General features: G+C 67.5%; 12 protein-coding genes. 4 read left to right on the top strand and 8 right to left on the bottom strand.

Features of this window, described 5'->3' with window-relative positions; all coding sequences use genetic code 11:
• Positions 1-90 precede the first annotated feature (90 nt).
• The 4 genes from ACTJLD_RS29130 to ACTJLD_RS29115 form a co-directional block, all read right to left on the bottom strand.
• Positions 91-1485: an efflux transporter outer membrane subunit gene (locus ACTJLD_RS29130; RefSeq protein ID WP_440660245.1), complete on the bottom strand. Its 1395-nt coding sequence runs from the start codon at positions 1483-1485 to the stop codon at positions 91-93.
• Positions 1482-4673 (bottom strand): efflux RND transporter permease subunit, encoded by a 3192-nt coding sequence (locus ACTJLD_RS29125; protein ID WP_440660244.1) that lies wholly within the window; start codon positions 4671-4673, stop codon positions 1482-1484. Before ACTJLD_RS29125 ends, ACTJLD_RS29130 begins: the two co-directional genes overlap by 4 nt.
• Positions 4670-5869 carry an efflux RND transporter periplasmic adaptor subunit gene (locus tag ACTJLD_RS29120; protein ID WP_440660242.1) on the bottom strand — a complete coding sequence of 400 codons (1200 nt, stop codon included), beginning with the start codon at positions 5867-5869 and terminating at the stop codon, positions 4670-4672. Before ACTJLD_RS29120 ends, ACTJLD_RS29125 begins: the two co-directional genes overlap by 4 nt.
• Positions 5870-6164: 295 nt before the next feature.
• Entirely contained in the window at positions 6165-6509 is a 345-nt protein-coding gene (locus ACTJLD_RS29115; RefSeq protein ID WP_322072713.1) for a DUF4148 domain-containing protein, read from the bottom strand.
• 321 nt (positions 6510-6830) lie between these two features.
• Here ACTJLD_RS29115 and ACTJLD_RS29110 point away from each other — a divergent pair, with 321 nt between their 5' ends.
• Positions 6831-7850, top strand: a complete 1020-nt coding sequence (locus tag ACTJLD_RS29110) for an aldo/keto reductase (RefSeq protein WP_060085902.1) — start codon at positions 6831-6833, stop codon at positions 7848-7850.
• Positions 7851-7879: 29 nt separating this feature from the next.
• Positions 7880-8296, top strand: a complete 417-nt coding sequence (locus ACTJLD_RS29105) for an SRPBCC family protein (protein ID WP_440660239.1) — start codon at positions 7880-7882, stop codon at positions 8294-8296.
• A 163-nt stretch (positions 8297-8459) separates the two neighbouring features.
• Here the strand turns inward: ACTJLD_RS29105 and ACTJLD_RS29100 are convergent, their stop codons facing one another.
• Positions 8460-9371: a LysR family transcriptional regulator gene (locus ACTJLD_RS29100; protein WP_021160208.1), complete on the bottom strand. Its 912-nt coding sequence runs from the start codon at positions 9369-9371 to the stop codon at positions 8460-8462.
• Positions 9372-9472: 101 nt separating this feature from the next.
• On the opposite strand from ACTJLD_RS29100, the gene ACTJLD_RS29095 reads away from it, so the two are divergent.
• Entirely contained in the window at positions 9473-10492 is a 1020-nt protein-coding gene (locus ACTJLD_RS29095; RefSeq protein ID WP_440660237.1) for an aldo/keto reductase, read from the top strand.
• 22 nt (positions 10493-10514) lie between these two features.
• Here the strand turns inward: ACTJLD_RS29095 and shc are convergent, their stop codons facing one another.
• Positions 10515-12551 (bottom strand): squalene--hopene cyclase, encoded by a 2037-nt coding sequence (gene shc, locus ACTJLD_RS29090; protein WP_440660235.1) that lies wholly within the window; start codon positions 12549-12551, stop codon positions 10515-10517.
• Positions 12552-12603: 52 nt separating this feature from the next.
• Between shc and ACTJLD_RS29085 the strand changes: the two genes are divergently transcribed.
• Entirely contained in the window at positions 12604-13305 is a 702-nt protein-coding gene (locus ACTJLD_RS29085) for a TetR/AcrR family transcriptional regulator (RefSeq protein WP_124545615.1), read from the top strand.
• 58 nt (positions 13306-13363) lie between these two features.
• Here ACTJLD_RS29085 and ACTJLD_RS29080 read toward each other — a convergent pair whose 3' ends face one another.
• Together ACTJLD_RS29080 and ACTJLD_RS29075 are read right to left on the bottom strand one after the other, a co-directional pair.
• A complete protein-coding gene (locus ACTJLD_RS29080) occupies positions 13364-14416 on the bottom strand; it encodes a PDZ domain-containing protein (protein WP_440660330.1) in 1053 nt (350 codons plus the stop codon).
• Positions 14301-14894, bottom strand: a complete 594-nt coding sequence (locus ACTJLD_RS29075) for a flavin reductase family protein (protein ID WP_440660233.1) — start codon at positions 14892-14894, stop codon at positions 14301-14303. The genes ACTJLD_RS29080 and ACTJLD_RS29075 overlap by 116 nt, the downstream gene beginning before the upstream one ends.
• Positions 14895-14939: the final 45 nt, after the last annotated feature.

Genomic DNA, 14939 nt, shown 5'->3' with positions numbered 1-14939 from the left:
GCAAAAGGGCGGCGGGTTCGAATCACATCGAACCCGCCGCCCTTTGCGTATCGACCGATGCGCGGCAGCGGTCGAACCTGAACCGCGCGCCTACTGCCCCAGCGCAGTCATCAGCCTGACCCGGCCGAGCATTTCCTCGGTGCGCGCCTGCGCGAGCGAATCCTCGGCCGCGAGCAACGAACGCTGCACCTCCAGCGTATCGATGAACGCCGATTCGCCGCTGCGCCACGACCGGTTGATCTGCGTATAGGCGCGGCGCGCGTTCGACACCGCGCGTTCGAGGCGCTCGGTCCGGCTGTGATCGCGGGCGGTGGCGGCAATCGACGTCTCGACGTCGCCGACGGCCGTCAGCACCGTCGAGCGATACGCGGCGACCGCCTGTGCGGCCTGCGCGCGGCGCAACGCGACGACGCTGCGCCGGCGCCCGCCGTCGAACAGCGGCGCGCTCGCGCCGGCGCTGGCCATCCAGGCGAGCGACCGCGCGAGCGTCGCGCCCGAGAAGCCGTCGATCGCCGCACCGAGCACACCGATCAGTTGCAGGTGCGGCTTCAGGTCGGCCTCCGCCACGCCGATCCGTGCATAGGCGGCGACAACGCGCGCCTCGGCCGCGCGCACGTCGGGCCGGCGGCGCAGCAAGTCGGCCGGTGTGCCGACGCCCGGCGCGGCGGCTGTCCACACCGGTTCCGGCGCGGGCGGATCGACGCGCGCGTAGATGGCCTGCGGCGTGGACGCGGTGATGATCGACAGCCGGTGGATCGCGGCCTGCCGCTGAAGTTGCAGCGCGGGCAGCTCGGCCAGCGTCGTTTCCGTCTGTGCGGCGGCGCGGTCCACGTCGGCCACCGGCACGACGCCTGCGTCGAACAGGCGCCGCGTCGATTCCTCGGTGCTGCGCTGGCTCGACGCGTTGGCCTCGACCAGCGCGAGCCGCTGCTCGAGCCCGCGCACCGTCACGTAGGTGCGCACGGTTTCGTCGATCGTCGCGATCCGCACGGCCGCCGCATCGTTCTGCGCGGACGCGATATCCGCATCGGCGGCCGACACGCCCTGGCGGATGCGCCCGAAGATGTCGATTTCCCACGCGAGGCTCGCATTCAGGTCGAACGCGTTGCCGGTCGTCGGCGTATCGGTCGGGAATGCCTGCGAGGCGGAGAGCCGCTGGCGGCCGGCGCCCACGTTCAGGTCGACCGAAGGGAACCACTGCGACGCCGCGCCGATCCGCACCGCGCGCGCCGCGTCGATGCGTGCGACGGCAGCCTGCAGGTCGAGGTTGTTCGCGAGCGCCGTGTCGACCAGCCCGTCGAGGATCGGGTCGTGGAAAGTGTGCCACCACGCGCCGGTGTCGGCGGCCGGGCCGCCGGCCGCGAGATCCGCGTTCGCATAGGTCGCGGCCAGCGGCGGCGGCGTGACGGTGGCGACCGGCGCGCTCGTGCACGCGGTCAGGACGGCCGCCGCGGACAGCGCGGCCACGAGTCGAACGAACTTCATTGCACCACCTCCGTCGCGACGGTCGCGACAGCGGCCTTGCGCAACGCGAGCCGGCGAACCATCACATAGAACACGGGCGTAAACAGCAGCCCGAAGAATGTCACGCCGATCATCCCGAAGAACACGGCCGCGCCGACCGCCTGGCGCATTTCCGCGCCGGCGCCGTCGGAGATCACGAGCGGCAGCACGCCGAGGATGAACGCGAGCGACGTCATCACGATCGGGCGCAGCCGCTGCACGCAGGCTTCGACGACGGCCTCGACGAGTTCGGTGCCGTCGGCCTCCAGCTGCCGCGCGACCTCGACGATCAGGATCGCGTTCTTCGCGGCGAGCCCGACCAGCACGATGAAGCCGATCTGCGTGAGGATGTTCACGTCCTGGCCGAGCGCGCGCACGCCGAGCGATGCGGCGAGCAGGCACATCGGCACGATCAGCAGGATCGACACGGGCAGGCTCCAGCTGCCGTACTGCGCGGCGAGCACCAGGTAGACGAGCAGCACGCACAGCGGGAACACGAGCAGCCCCGTGTTGCCGGCCGTCGTCTGCTGATACGACAGATCGGTCCATTCGAACGAAATGCCGGGCGGCAGCACCTGTTTCGCGAGCGATTCCATCGTCTTGATCGCGAAGCCGGAACCGAGGCCCGGTGCCGTATCGCCGTTGATCTCGGTGGCCGGATACAGGTTGTAGCGCGGCGCGCGATCGACGCCGAGCGTGTCGTCGATGCGCGTGACGCTGCCGATCGGCACCATCTCGCCGTCGCGGTTGCGCACCTTCAGCCGCGCGAGATCGGAAGCGCCGACGCGGAACGGCAGGTCGGCCTGCGCGGTCACGCGATAGGTGCGCCCGACGATGTTGAAGTCGTTGATGTAGGTCGAGCCGAAATACGTCTCGACCGCATCGTTGATGGCCTGGCTCGGCACGCCGAGCATCTCGGCCTTTTCGCGGTCGAGCTCGACGTGCACCTGCGGGCTCGTCGCGGAGTAGGGCGTATAGACGCCGACCATGCCGGGCGTGCGGTTCGCGGCCGCCACCAGATCCTGCGTCGCCTTCGCGAGCGCGGCGGTGCCGAGGCCGTTGCGGTCTTCGAGCCGCATCGCGAAACCGCCCGTGCTGCCGAGGCCCTGCACCGGCGGCGGCATCGCGACGACGATCGACGCCTCGGTGACGGCCGCGAGCCGCTTGCGCATCTCGGCGGCAATCGTGTCGATCGTCAGGCCGCGCGCCTTGCGTTCGGGCCAGGGCTGGAACACCGGGAACAGGCCGGCGCTGTTCGCCGAGTTCGTGCCGGTCGCAGCGTTCACGCCGGAGAACACCGGCACGCGTGCGACACCGGGCACCGACAGCGCGATGTCCTCGATCTTGCGCGCGACGGCGCTTGTGCGTTCGAGCGTCGCGCCGTCGGGCATCCGCACGAGCACGACGAGGTAGCCGCGGTCCTGCGCGGGAATGAAGCCCTTCGGGCTCGACACGAGCAGGTAGCCGGTCGCGGCGATCAGCACCACGTACAGCGCGCCCATCGCCGGGATGATCCGCACGACCTTCCTGACGAGCCGGCCATACGCATCGGACAGGCGCTGGAACACGCGGTTGAACGCGTTCGAGAAGCGCCGCGCGACGCGCATCGCCGGCGCGAACGGCGCGGCCATGCGCGATGCCGGTGCGGGCACGTCGTGATCGCGGGCGTGCGCTTTCAGCATCATCGCGGAGAGTGCGGGCGCGAGCGTCACCGACGTGAAGAACGAGATCGCGGTCGACACGGCGATCGTCACGCCGAACTGGCGGAAGAACTGGCCCGAGATGCCCGGAATGAACGAGGTCGGCACGAACACCGCGCACAGCACGAGCGTGATCGCGAACAGCGCGCCGCCGACTTCCTTCATCGTCAGCAGCGTCGCGTCGCGCGGCCCGGCGCCGGCCGACAGGTGCCGCTCGACGTTCTCGACCACGACGATCGCGTTGTCGACGACGATCCCCACCGCGAGCACGAGGCCGAACAGCGTCAGGTTGTTGATCGAGTAGCCGAGCGCGGCCATCGCCGCGAACGTGCCGACGAGCGACACCGGAATCGACAGGATCGGGATGATCGACGGCCGCCAGCCCTGCAGGAACAGCAGCACGACGAACACGACGAGCACGACGGCTTCGTAGATGGTCTTGACGAGTTCGTGGATGCTGTCGCCGATGAAGGCGGTCGGGTTGTAGCCGATGTTGTAGACGATGCCCTTCGGGAAGTCCCTGGCCAGTTCGGCCATCTTCTTCTCGACCGCATCCATCGTCGCGACCGCGTTCGCGCCGGGCTGCTGCAGCACCTGCAACGCGATCGTCGGGTGGCGCAGCATGTAGCTGTCGGTCGCATACGCGAGTGCGCCGACCTCGACGCGCGCGACATCCTTCAGCCGCACGAGCCGCCCGTCCTTGCCCTGCTTGACGACGATGTCGCTGAAATCCTCGGGGCGCTTGAGCCGCCCTTCGAAGATCAGGTTCGGCTGGAACGCCTGGTTCGTGATCGGCGCCTGCGCGACCACGCCGCCCGCGAGCTGCGTGTTCTGCGCCCGCACCGCGGCGATCAGGTCGCCGGGGCTCAGGCCGAACGACGCGACGCGCTCGGGATCGAGCCAGATGCGCATCGAGTATTCGCGCGCGCCGAGCGGGTTGATGTCGCCGACGCCTTCGATCCGCTTCAGCACGTCCGCGACGTTGCGGATCGCGTAGTTCGACACGTACAGCGGATCGTAGCGCTGGTCCGGCGAGTACAGGAAGATCGTGCCGAGCTGCGTCGGCGACGACTTGCGCACCGATACGCCGCTGCGCTGCGCGGGCTCGGGCAGGCGCGGCGTCGCGAGCGCGACGCGGTTCTGCACGAGCACCTGCGCCTTGTCGACGTCGGTGCCGGGCTTGAACGTCACGGTGATGTTCAGGCTGCCGTCGGACGTCGCCTGGCTGTACATGTACAGCATGTCTTCCACGCCGTTCACTTCGAGTTCGATCGGCGTCGACACGGTTTGCGACACCGTTTCCGCGGACGCGCCCGGATAGGTCGCCTGGATCACGACGGTCGGCGGCGCGATGTCCGGATACTCGGACACCGCGAGCGAGAAATAGGCCAGCGCACCGGCGATGGTCAGCACGATGGACAGGACGATCGCGAGCACCGGTTGCTGGACGGACAGACGGCCGAGGTTCATTGCGCGCTCCCGGTCGTGCCGCTCGCCGCGCGGGCCAACGTGGCGGCTTCGATCGCGCGCGGCACGGCCTTGACCTTGTCGCCGGCCTGCACGCGCTGGAAGCCGTCGACGATCACGCGGTCGCCCGCGTTCAGCCCCGCATCGATTTCGCGCAGGTTGCCGTACAGGCGGCCGGGCGTCACGGGGCGAATCGCGACGGTGCCGTTCGCGTCGACGAAATACAGCACGCGGCGCGTCGCATCGGTCGCGACGGCCGCATCCGGCACGAGCAGCGCGTGATGCGCGACGCGGCTCGACAGATAGACGCGGCCGAACTGGCCGGGGCTCAGGCGCCGGTCCGGATTCGCGACGCGCGCGCGTTGCCGCAGCGTGCCGGTCGAGTCGTCGAGGCGGTTGTCGACGAAATCCATCGTGCCCGTCAGCGACGGCTGCGCATCGCCCGGCAGCGCGATCGCGACCTGCCGCGACGACGCGCTGCCGCCGCTTTTTTGCGCCTCGCGCGTATAGCGCAGGTAGCTTTCCTCGTCGACATCGAAGTAGATGTCGATCGGGTCCTGCGACACGATCGTCGTCAGCACGGTCGCGTCGCTGTCGCCGCCTTTCACGAGGTTGCCCTCGCTGACGCGCTTGCGGCTGATACGGCCGGACATCGGCGCGACGATGCGCGTGAACGACAGGTCGAGCCGCGCGCGTTCGAGCGCACCTTGCGCGCTCGTCACCTCGGCCTGCGCGCTTTGCACGGCCTGCCTGCGCTGGTCGTAGAGGCTCTGCGCGATCGTGTCCGTCCTGATCAGGATGCTGGCGCGTTCGAAATCCTGCCGGCTCAGCTTCAGTTGCGACTGCGCGCGTTCGAGCGTGCCTTGCGCGGCCGTGACGGCCGCTTGATACGGGCGCGGGTCGATGACGAACAGCAGGTCGCCCTTGCGGACGGTCGCGCCGTCCTGGAACGCGACCTTGTCGAGATAACCGCTCACGCGCGGGCGCACGTCGACGGTGTCGACCGCTTCGAAGCGGCCCGTATAGACGTCGACGTCGTTGACGTCGCGCGCGACGGGCGCGCTGACGATCACGTTCGGCGTCGCGGCCGGCGCCTTGTCGTCCGACCGGCAGCCGGACAACGCGACGAGCGCGGCCAGTGGAATGGCGGCCAGCACGGCCGGTCGCGCGATGCGCTTCAATCCTGGATATCGATTCATACGTGTGTGCGAAATATCGAGTGGGGCGCCTGGCGCCGGATGGTGCGCAGTATCCGGCGCGGCGCGCGGCGGATAAACGGATGAAGCGGCATAAGAACTTGTACTGCGCAGTCACGAATCGGCGTACGCGGTGACGATGTGCGAGCGGGTTTCGCGGGGCAGGGCGGGGGAGAAAAAATGCGGCGACGACACGCGGCCCGAATGCCTGTTCAGGCGATTCGGGCCGGCCATGCGGAAGGGCGGGACGAGCGGTGGCGCGTATCGGGAGGCGGGCGCGCTTGCGCGTCGGCGCGGCTCAATGACCGCGATAGATCGAGTCGCGGCCGTTGATCGTCGTCACGCGGCCGGATTCGCCGGCGGTGCGCGCTTCGCTGCCGTAACCGGACGTCGCGGCGGCCGGTGCGGTGCCCGGCGCATTGTGTGCGACGGCGTTTTCACGCACGCGCTTTTCGGCGGCGAGGATCGCGACCGGGTACTGGTTGTGGTCCAGCGCCGGGGTGTAGCCGACGGCCGCGAGGCGCGCCATTTCGGCCTTCACTTCGGCGCGGGTCAGTTGATGGTCGGCCTGCTGCGCGAACGACAGCGCCGGTGCGGAAAGGATCAGTGCGGAAAGCGTGGAAGAAATCAGCGTTTTCATCATGGGTACCTATTAGGTCGAGTGAACCGCAACCACGTCGATGTCGTTGCGAGTGCAGCCAATATAGGTATCGCGGCGCCCGGGAAAAACGGCTGCCGGCCCAAATGATTTTTGATCTGGAATCACGAATCAGGTGTGGATTCGGTCGAAAGCCTTGCCGGTCGGGCGTCCTGCCGGAACGGGGTATCGGGGCGGGGCATCGAGGCAGGCCTTGAAACGGCCATTCAGACCTCCTGGGACTCAAGTGTGTCGAATTCCGTCTTGGACAGACTTAACCGACGTACCTAGACTGAACCCGCTTTCCCTCATTCCCTGGAGAAAATCATGAGTCTCAAAGACAAGCTGCCCGGTAACAAGATCCTTGGTTTCGGTACGGCCCCGCTCGGCAACATGTTCCGCAACATCCCCGACGCGGAAGCCGCGGCCACCGTCGAAGCGGCATGGCAACACGGCATCCGTTATTTCGATTCGGCTCCGTTCTACGGCGCGGGCCTGGCGGAAATCCGCCTCGGCGATGCGCTGGCGAACCACCCGCGCGACGAATATGTCCTGAGCACCAAGGTCGGCCGCGTGATCCTCGACGAAATCGAAGACGTGTCGGCGCGCGATCTCGGCGAAAAGGGCGGCCTGTTCGAACACGGCCGGCCGAACCGCATCGTCAACGACTACACGGCCGACGCGACGCTGCGTTCGATCGAGGACAGCCTGAAGCGCCTGCGCACCGACCGCCTCGACATCGTCTGGGTCCACGACATCGCGCAGGACTTCTACGGCGACGAATGGCTCGCGCAGTTCGAAGTCGCGCGCAAGGGCGCGTTCCGCGTGCTGGGCAAGCTGCGCGAAGAAGGCGTGATCAAGGCATGGGGCCTCGGCGTGAACCGCGTCGAGCCGATCGAACTGGTGCTGGACCTCGCCGAACCGCAACCGGACGGCATGCTGCTGGCCGGCCGCTACACGCTGCTCGACCACGAGCGCGCGCTGCAACGCGTGATGCCGGCGGCTGCCGCGCAGAACGTCGGGATCGTCGTCGGCGGCCCGTACAGCTCGGGCGTGCTCGCGGGCGGCACGCATTTCGAATACCAGAAGGCTTCGCCGGACATTCTCGCGAAGGTCGAGCGGATCAAGGCGATCGCCACGCGCTACGACGTGCCGATCAAGGCCGCCGCGCTGCAGTTCTCGATGTCGCATCCGGCCACCGTCGCGGTGATTCCGGGCGCGAGCCGCCCGGAGCGGATCGCGGAAGACCAGGCAGCGCTGAACGTGGTGATCCCGGCCGACTTCTGGCGCGAAATGCGTGAGCAAGGTCTGATTGCGGCGAACGCGCCGCTGCCGGCCGGTCGTTGATCCTGACGTCAATTCTGAAAGGTGATGACATGGCACAGGCCAATGCAAGCATCGAACTCCCGGCTTCGGCCGGGACGATCTGGCAACTGATCGGCGGCTTCGGGTCGCTGCCCGACTGGCTGTCGTACATTCCGGCCAGCGAACTGAGCGAAGGCGGGCGCGTGCGGCGTCTCGCGAACCCGGCCGGCGAGGCGATCGTCGAGCGGCTGGTCGCGTTCGACGAAGCGCAACGCAGCTACACGTACGCGATCCTCGAAGCGCCGTTTCCGGTCGTGAACTATCGCTCCACGCTGCGCGTGCGCGAAAACGGCCCGAACGCGTCGACCGTCGAATGGTCGGGCACGTTCACGTCGCACGGTGCGACCGACGACGACACCGTCAAGCTGTTCCGCGGGATCTACGAAGAGGGCCTCGCGGAACTGGCGAAGCGGTTCGCGGCGGCCTGACGGCAGCGCGACTCGACGCATCGCATCGTGCGAGCAGGAGCTTGGCGATATCGGGCTCCGTCAGCGCCTTCGTCGCGGGTTCAGGCTCGTGCCGAAGGCGTTGCCATGTTTGCTTCGCATGCGCGACGGCGCCGATGTGCAGGCCCCCCGGCCATCCGCGGCGTTACTTTCCGGCCACCGCGACGACCTCTTCGCCGGTCAGGATTTCGCGGAAGATGCCGACCAGCGGCCGCAGGTTGACCTTGTGCCACGCGGCCCACAGCGGCGTGCGGTAACTGAACCACGGCAGCTCGCGCAGCACGACGCCTTCCGGCACCTGGTGACGCAGGCTCTGCTGGATCATCGTCACGCCGAGCCCGGCGGCGACGAGCCCGAGCGCCGCGAGCGGCTCGGTCGCTTCCACCGAAATGTCCGGCGAAAAGCCGGCTTTCGCGCACGCCGCGACGAACGCGCCGTGACGCGGCGCGCTTTCGTGCTGCGTGACGCCGATCCACGCCTGCGCGGCGAGATCGTCGGCGACGAGCGTTTTTTTCTTCGCGAGCGGGTGCCCGTCGGGCATCGCGAGCAGCATCGGATCGTTCAGTACCCGCATCGAATCGAGTTCGGGATCGTCAGGTGCAGGCGGCTCGGTGACGAGCGCGATGTCGAGGCTGCGTTCGCGCAAGCCTTCGAGCTGCGCGGCGGATTGATAGTTATACAGAGCGATGTGAACGGACGGGCGATCGGCACGCAGCGTCTTCAGCGCGCGCGGCAGCACGCCCGAGTGCGTGGCCGTTTCGAGGTAGCCGATGCACAGGCCGCCTTCGTCGCCGCGGCCGAGCCGGCGCGCGAGCGATTCGAGGCGGTTCGCGTGACGCAGGAACGCGTGCGTTTCACTGAGGAACGTGCGGCCGTCACGCGTCAGACGAATGCGCTGCTGGCTGCGTTCGAACAGCGTCAGCCCGAGCTTTTCCTCGAGCTGCGCGATCTGGCGGCTGAGCGGCGATTGCGAAATGTGCAGGCGTTCGGCCGCGCGGCCGACGTGTTCCTCTTCCGCGACCGCGATGAAATACTGAAGCTGGCGGATGTCGAGCATATAAGACCTTCGGGGACTCAAGTTCGACGAATTATGTCTTGGACAGACTTATGTGTGCAACCTAGACTGGGTTCACTTTCCTGTCAGACCCGGAGCAACTGATGAGTCTCAAAGACACGCTGCCGGCCGACAACCGGCTCGGTTTCGGCGCGGCGCCGCTCGGCAACATGTTCCGCGACATTCCCGACGAAGAAGCGATCGCCACCGTCGAAGCCGCGTGGGCGCGCGGTATCCGCTACTTCGATACCGCGCCGTCGTACGGCGCCGGCCTGGCCGAAGCGCGCCTCGGCGACGCGCTCGCCGGCCATCGCCGTGGCGACTACGTCATCAGCACGAAGGTCGGCCGCATCGTGCTCGACGAAATGGAAGACGCGAAGACCCGCGACTACGGCGAAAAGAGCGGGATCTTCGCGCATGGCCGCGCGAACCGGCTGGTGAGCGACTACTCGGCCGACGCGACGCTGCGCTCGATCGAGGACAGCCTGAAGCGCCTGCGCACCGACCGCCTCGACATTGTCTGGGTGCACGACATCGCGCAGGACATCCATGGCGACGAATGGCTCGCGCAGTTCGAGGCCGCGCGCAAGGGCGCGTTCCGCGTGCTGAGCAAGCTGCGCGAAGAAGGCGTGATCGGTGCATGGGGCCTCGGCGTGAACCGCGTCGAGCCGATCGAACTGGTGCTGGATCTGGCCGAACCGCAACCGGACGGCATGCTGCTGGCCGGCCGCTACACGCTGCTCGACCACGAACGCGCGCTGCAGCGCGTGATGCCGGCGGCTGCGGCCCGCAACGTCGGGATCGTCGTCGGTGGTCCGTACAGCTCGGGGGTGCTCGTCGGCGGCGCGCACTTCGAATACCAGAAGGCGCCGCCCGACATCGTCGCGAAGGTCGAGCGCATCCGCGCGATCGCGGTGCGCTACGACGTGCCGGTCAAGGCGGCCGCGCTGCAGTTCGTGCTCGCGCATCCGGCGACGGCCGCGGTGATTCCGGGCGCGAGCCGACCCGAGCGGATCGCGGAAGATTCAGCGGCACTGACGTTCGATATCCCCGCCGATTTCTGGCGCGAGATGCGCGAGCAGCAGCTCGTCGCGGCCGATGCGCCGCTGCCGATCGATCGCTGAGCGCCGGGCGGCGCGCGATCGTTCAGGCGACGACCGTGTCGGCCGCATCGACCGCCGTGGGCGCTGCCGCCGCCGCGCCCGCCAGCCGCCGGTAACGCGCGAGCGCCCACAGCGGGAAGTACGCGGTATAGCCGTGATACTTCAGGTAGAAGATGCGCGGGAAGCCGGGTGCGTTGTGCGAACGATGCCACCAGAAACCGTCTTCCTGCTGCACCGACTGCAGATACGCGATGCCGCGCTTCACCGAATCGGATTCGCAGTCGCCGAACGCCATCTGCGCGAGCAGCGCCCACGCGGTGAAGTTCGACGTGCTCTCGCCGCCATTGGTGCCGCCCAGCTTCGGGTCGATGTAGCTGTCGTTCGTCTCGCCCCAGCCGCCATCCGCATGCTGCCGTGAACGCAGCCATTCGATCGCGCGTGCGATATACGGCTGCGACTTGTCCTCGCCGGCGAGCGCGAGGCCGGCCAGCACGCTCCACGTACCGTAGATGTAGTTCGTGCCCCAGCGGCCCCACCAGCTGCCGTCGGGCTGCTGCGTGCGCTTCACGTATTCGATGCAGCGCGCGAGCGACGCGCGTTCGTCCGCGCGTTTCGTCACGCCGAAGCACAGCAGCACGCGGCCCGACACGTCCTCGGTCGGCGGATCGAGCAGGGCGCCGTGATCGGCGAACGGGATCGCGTTCAGGTACATGCGGTCGCAGTCGGCGTCGAACGCCGCGAAACCGCCGTTGCGCGATTGCAGCCCGCGCATCCAGTCGAGCGCGCGCGCGACGCGCGGCGCATACGGGTTCGTGCCGTCCGCGTTGCAATGCGTGCGGCCGCGGCGATCGAGCATCGCGGTGACGACCGCGGTGTCGTCGATGTCGGGGTAGTACGGATTCGCGTACTGGAACGCCCATCCGCCCGGCTGGACGTCGGCCGGCGCGTTCTCGATCCAGTCGCCGCGCAGGTCGTTCACCTGGCGTTCGGCCAGCCAGTCGTACGCGCGCGCGATGCGTGCGTCGAGTGCGCGCCGCGCGTCGTCCGGCTCGCCGTCTTCCGGCACCGCCACGCCGCGTGCCTGCTCGAGCGCCATCGTGCTCCACGCGGTATCCCACACCGGCGACAGGCACGGCTGGCAATACATGCTGCCGTCCGGCCGCGTGACCAGCAGCTTTTCCAGCGCGTTCTCGCAATCGCGCCGCAGCGGATGATCGTCCGGGTAGCCGAGCACCTGCATCATCTGGTAGCTGTACACGATCGGCGGGAAGATCCCGCCGAGCCCGTCCTCGCCGTTCATGCGCTCCGCGCACCACGCTTCGGCGTGGCGGATCGCGCGCTGCCGCAGGCCCTTCGGCATCAGCGGCTCGACATGACGCACCGTGCGGTCGAGCGCGAGGAACAGCTTGCGCATGCCGCGCGCGGGCGGGAAGTACCGGCGTTCTTCATCCGGCGGCGTGACGAACAGCTCGCGGATCGAGACGTTGCGCGGATTGCGGGCGCGCGCCTTCAGCGAGCACAGCACGAGCAGCGGCACCATCGTCGTGCGCGCCCAGTACGCGACCTTGTACATCGAGATCGGCACCCACTTCGGGAACAGCACGAATTCGATCGGCATGAACGGCGCCGCGCGCCACGGCACCTGGCCGAACGTCGCGAGCAGGATGCGCGTGAACACGTTCGAGCGTGCCGCGCCGCCGAGCTTCAGGATCGCGTCGCGCGCGCGGACCATGTGCGGCGCGTGCTCGCTGTCGCCGGCCGCCTTCAGCGCGAAGTACGCCTTCACGCTGCACGACACGTCCGGATCGCCGTCGACGTACAGTGCCCAGCCGCCGTGCGTGTCGAGCCGCTGGTTCGCGCGCAGGTAGCGCGCCATCCGCTCCTGGCGGAGGTCGTCGATCTTGTCCATGAAATGCATCATCAGGATGTATTCCGCGGTGATCGTCGCGTCGGATTCGAGTTCGAAACACCAGCTGCCGTCGGGCTGCTGGAGACGCACGAGGGCGTCGCGTCCACGGGCGATGGCGGTGTCGAGCGCGGACCAGGGGGAGGGGGTGGATCGAGTCATGCGGCGGATCATACCATCCAGCCGGAATGTTTATATCGAGACGCCCGGTGCTAACATCCGCATCATGAAAAAGCACCTCGAACCCGCGCCGCACGATGTGGCCGAGCCTGTCGAACCGGCTGCCGTGGCCGGTGCGCGGGCGCCTGAAGCATCGTCGGCGCCGGCCGTCGCCACCGCCGGCGTGCGTCGAAAAAAAGCTCCGGACCAGGTGCGCGCGCAGCTGCTGGCGGCTGCATCGGAAATCGCGACACATCACGGCGTGGCCGCATTGACGCTCGATGCGGTGGCCGAGCGCGCCGGCGTGACGAAGGGCGCGTTGCAGTATCACTTCGCGAACAAGCAGGGGCTGCTGGATGCGCTGTTCGGTCAGGCGACCGAGCGGTTCGCCGCGCAGATGGCCGAGCGGGTGGCGGCGGATGCCGGCGGCGCCGGTGCGGCGGCGCGGGCCTACATGCACGCGGTGCTCGACGAGTCGCAGCCGGTCGCGAGTACGGATGTGCTGCGCGTGCTCGTCGCGTCGATGATTACCGACCAGGACACGCGCGAACGATGGTCGGTGCCGATGCGGGAATGGACGCGCCCCGACCCGGTGCCGCTCGAGCAGGCCGCGACGCTGATGATCTGCCGGCTCGCCGCCGACGGGCTATGGATTTCGCAGTTGCTCGACAGCGTCGAGATCTCCGCCGAATTGCGCGCGGAGATCGAGCGGCAACTCGACGCGATGAGCCATGGCGCGTTTCCGAAGGGGCGCGACGGGGCCGCGTGACGCGTGACGCGTGCGCCGCGGCGTCAGGCCGCGTTCGCGCGCCGGCCCGGCGGCGCGCTCAGAATTGCGCCTGCAGCGTGACCGCCCTGGCATCGCGCCAGACGGTCAGCGGCACCACCGTGCCCTTGGCGGTCGCATGCACGGCGTCGGCCAGATCGGCCATCGTCTTGAGCGGGCGATCGCCGAACCGGATCAGCACATCGTAGTTCTTCAGGCCGGCGCGATCGGCGACGGTGCCGGGCAGCACACCGAGGATCTGCATCGCGCCGCCGGGGAGCTTCATGCCCGCCTGCACCCGCTCGTCGAGGTCGACGAAATGCACGCCGAAGCCCATCGGGCGGCCTCTCAGCTCTTCCGGCACCAGACGGCGGTCGTTCGGAATGCTGGCGAGAAAGCGCGACAGGTACGCGGCCGGAATCCGGATCCTGAAGACCTTGTCGGTCGCGTCGTAGTCCGAGAGGCTGAGCACGAGGTCGGTCCCGCTGATCTCGTAGGTCTTCAGGTTGAGGCGGTCCAGCAGGATGAAGATGCCGCCGTTGACGGGCCAGGTCTTGCCGCCATCGGCTGCCGTGTTCCAGTATCCGGTGTCGTTGTAGCCACCGCCGTTCAGCGTCGGAATCACGACGGGGAGGTCCGGCTGCCGGTAGCGGGTGCCGAATTTCCCGTAGTCGCGCACGGTATTGAAATTCCACTTCTGCTTCGTATGGAAGGCGACGGCCAGCCCCAGTACGGAATCGACGCCTTGCGGAGACTGGACCAGCGTCAGTTGCGCGTCGACGATGCCCTGGTCGGCCGATAAACCCGAATCGCTGATGGTCAATACCGGGGAATCGTAGCGGGTGTAATCCGGGAAACGCTCGGACAGCCACGTATAAACAGGCGGCGCGGCCTTTTCCTGCGCCCGTGCCGCCTGCGCGGCGAACAACGACATTGCCAGCAGGCCGGCAAATACAAAACCACGTTTCATTTCGGAATGCCCTCTTTTTGGTTTTCTGTTATCTGTTATCTGAATGGAGATGGCGTGGAGCCGCCACGGAATTCCATATCTGTTTTCCGGCAAGGGTATCAGTTTTAAGCGTGCGGGTTGAAGTATGCCGCTTCCATTCGGAATGGACATGGATGCGCAGCGCCTTCACCTCGACGGCGATCAAGGCATCTGCTTCCTTGCCGATCTGATGGGTGCGAACCACGCCTGCTTCGATCTGGATCGGGCATTCAGCGGCTCGCATTGGAGCAACGCATTCACTCGCTTTCGCCGTAAGGCCGGCGCACTTGAACTTGTCACGTTCGAACCTGTAGCCCATCGTCCTCTTCGCATCGGGCATGGCTTCCGCCCCGGACGTTGCTGCGATGGCCTCGACGTTCGTCCACAACGACGCATCCGGCAAATTGAGTACCAACTCCTTGCATCGTTGCAGATTGCGACTGCATTGACCCGTTTCGCTCAGGCCGATCAGTAACGTATCGGACAGTGCCCAATAGGATGAGATAGGGCTAAGATTCGTGGTTCCGTCCTGACTCAGGCTGGAAACGAGCGCAACAGGTGTGCCGAAGTACAAAACAGGAAGGCCGATGCTGCGGGTTTCCATGATATTCGGAGAGGAATTTCGACACGCCATTTTCACTGTGATCGG

The organism is Burkholderia sp. 22088, from assembly GCF_052045915.1.
GTDB classification, from domain to species: Bacteria; Pseudomonadota; Gammaproteobacteria; order Burkholderiales; family Burkholderiaceae; genus Burkholderia; species Burkholderia cepacia.
The sequence above is the reverse complement of the archived record's forward strand: the minus strand, read 5'-3'. Positions and strand labels throughout refer to the sequence as shown.

Excerpts from the sequence above, each read along its gene's own strand:
- ACTJLD_RS29130 (WP_440660245.1), bottom strand. The coding sequence starts at position 1,485 with ATGAAGTTCGTTCGACTCGTGGCCGCGCTGTCCGCGGCGGCCGTCCTG.
- ACTJLD_RS29110 (WP_060085902.1), top strand. The coding sequence starts at position 6,831 with ATGAGTCTCAAAGACAAGCTGCCCGGTAACAAGATCCTTGGTTTCGGT.
- ACTJLD_RS29095 (WP_440660237.1), top strand. The coding sequence starts at position 9,473 with ATGAGTCTCAAAGACACGCTGCCGGCCGACAACCGGCTCGGTTTCGGC.
- ACTJLD_RS29115 (WP_322072713.1), bottom strand. The coding sequence starts at position 6,509 with ATGATGAAAACGCTGATTTCTTCCACGCTTTCCGCACTGATCCTTTCC.
- ACTJLD_RS29125 (WP_440660244.1), bottom strand. The coding sequence starts at position 4,673 with ATGAACCTCGGCCGTCTGTCCGTCCAGCAACCGGTGCTCGCGATCGTC.
- ACTJLD_RS29075 (WP_440660233.1), bottom strand. The coding sequence starts at position 14,894 with ATGGAAACCCGCAGCATCGGCCTTCCTGTTTTGTACTTCGGCACACCT.
- shc (WP_440660235.1), bottom strand. The coding sequence starts at position 12,551 with ATGATCCGCCGCATGACTCGATCCACCCCCTCCCCCTGGTCCGCGCTC.
- ACTJLD_RS29100 (WP_021160208.1), bottom strand. The coding sequence starts at position 9,371 with ATGCTCGACATCCGCCAGCTTCAGTATTTCATCGCGGTCGCGGAAGAG.
- ACTJLD_RS29105 (WP_440660239.1), top strand. The coding sequence starts at position 7,880 with ATGGCACAGGCCAATGCAAGCATCGAACTCCCGGCTTCGGCCGGGACG.
- ACTJLD_RS29120 (WP_440660242.1), bottom strand. The coding sequence starts at position 5,869 with ATGAATCGATATCCAGGATTGAAGCGCATCGCGCGACCGGCCGTGCTG.
- ACTJLD_RS29085 (WP_124545615.1), top strand. The coding sequence starts at position 12,604 with ATGAAAAAGCACCTCGAACCCGCGCCGCACGATGTGGCCGAGCCTGTC.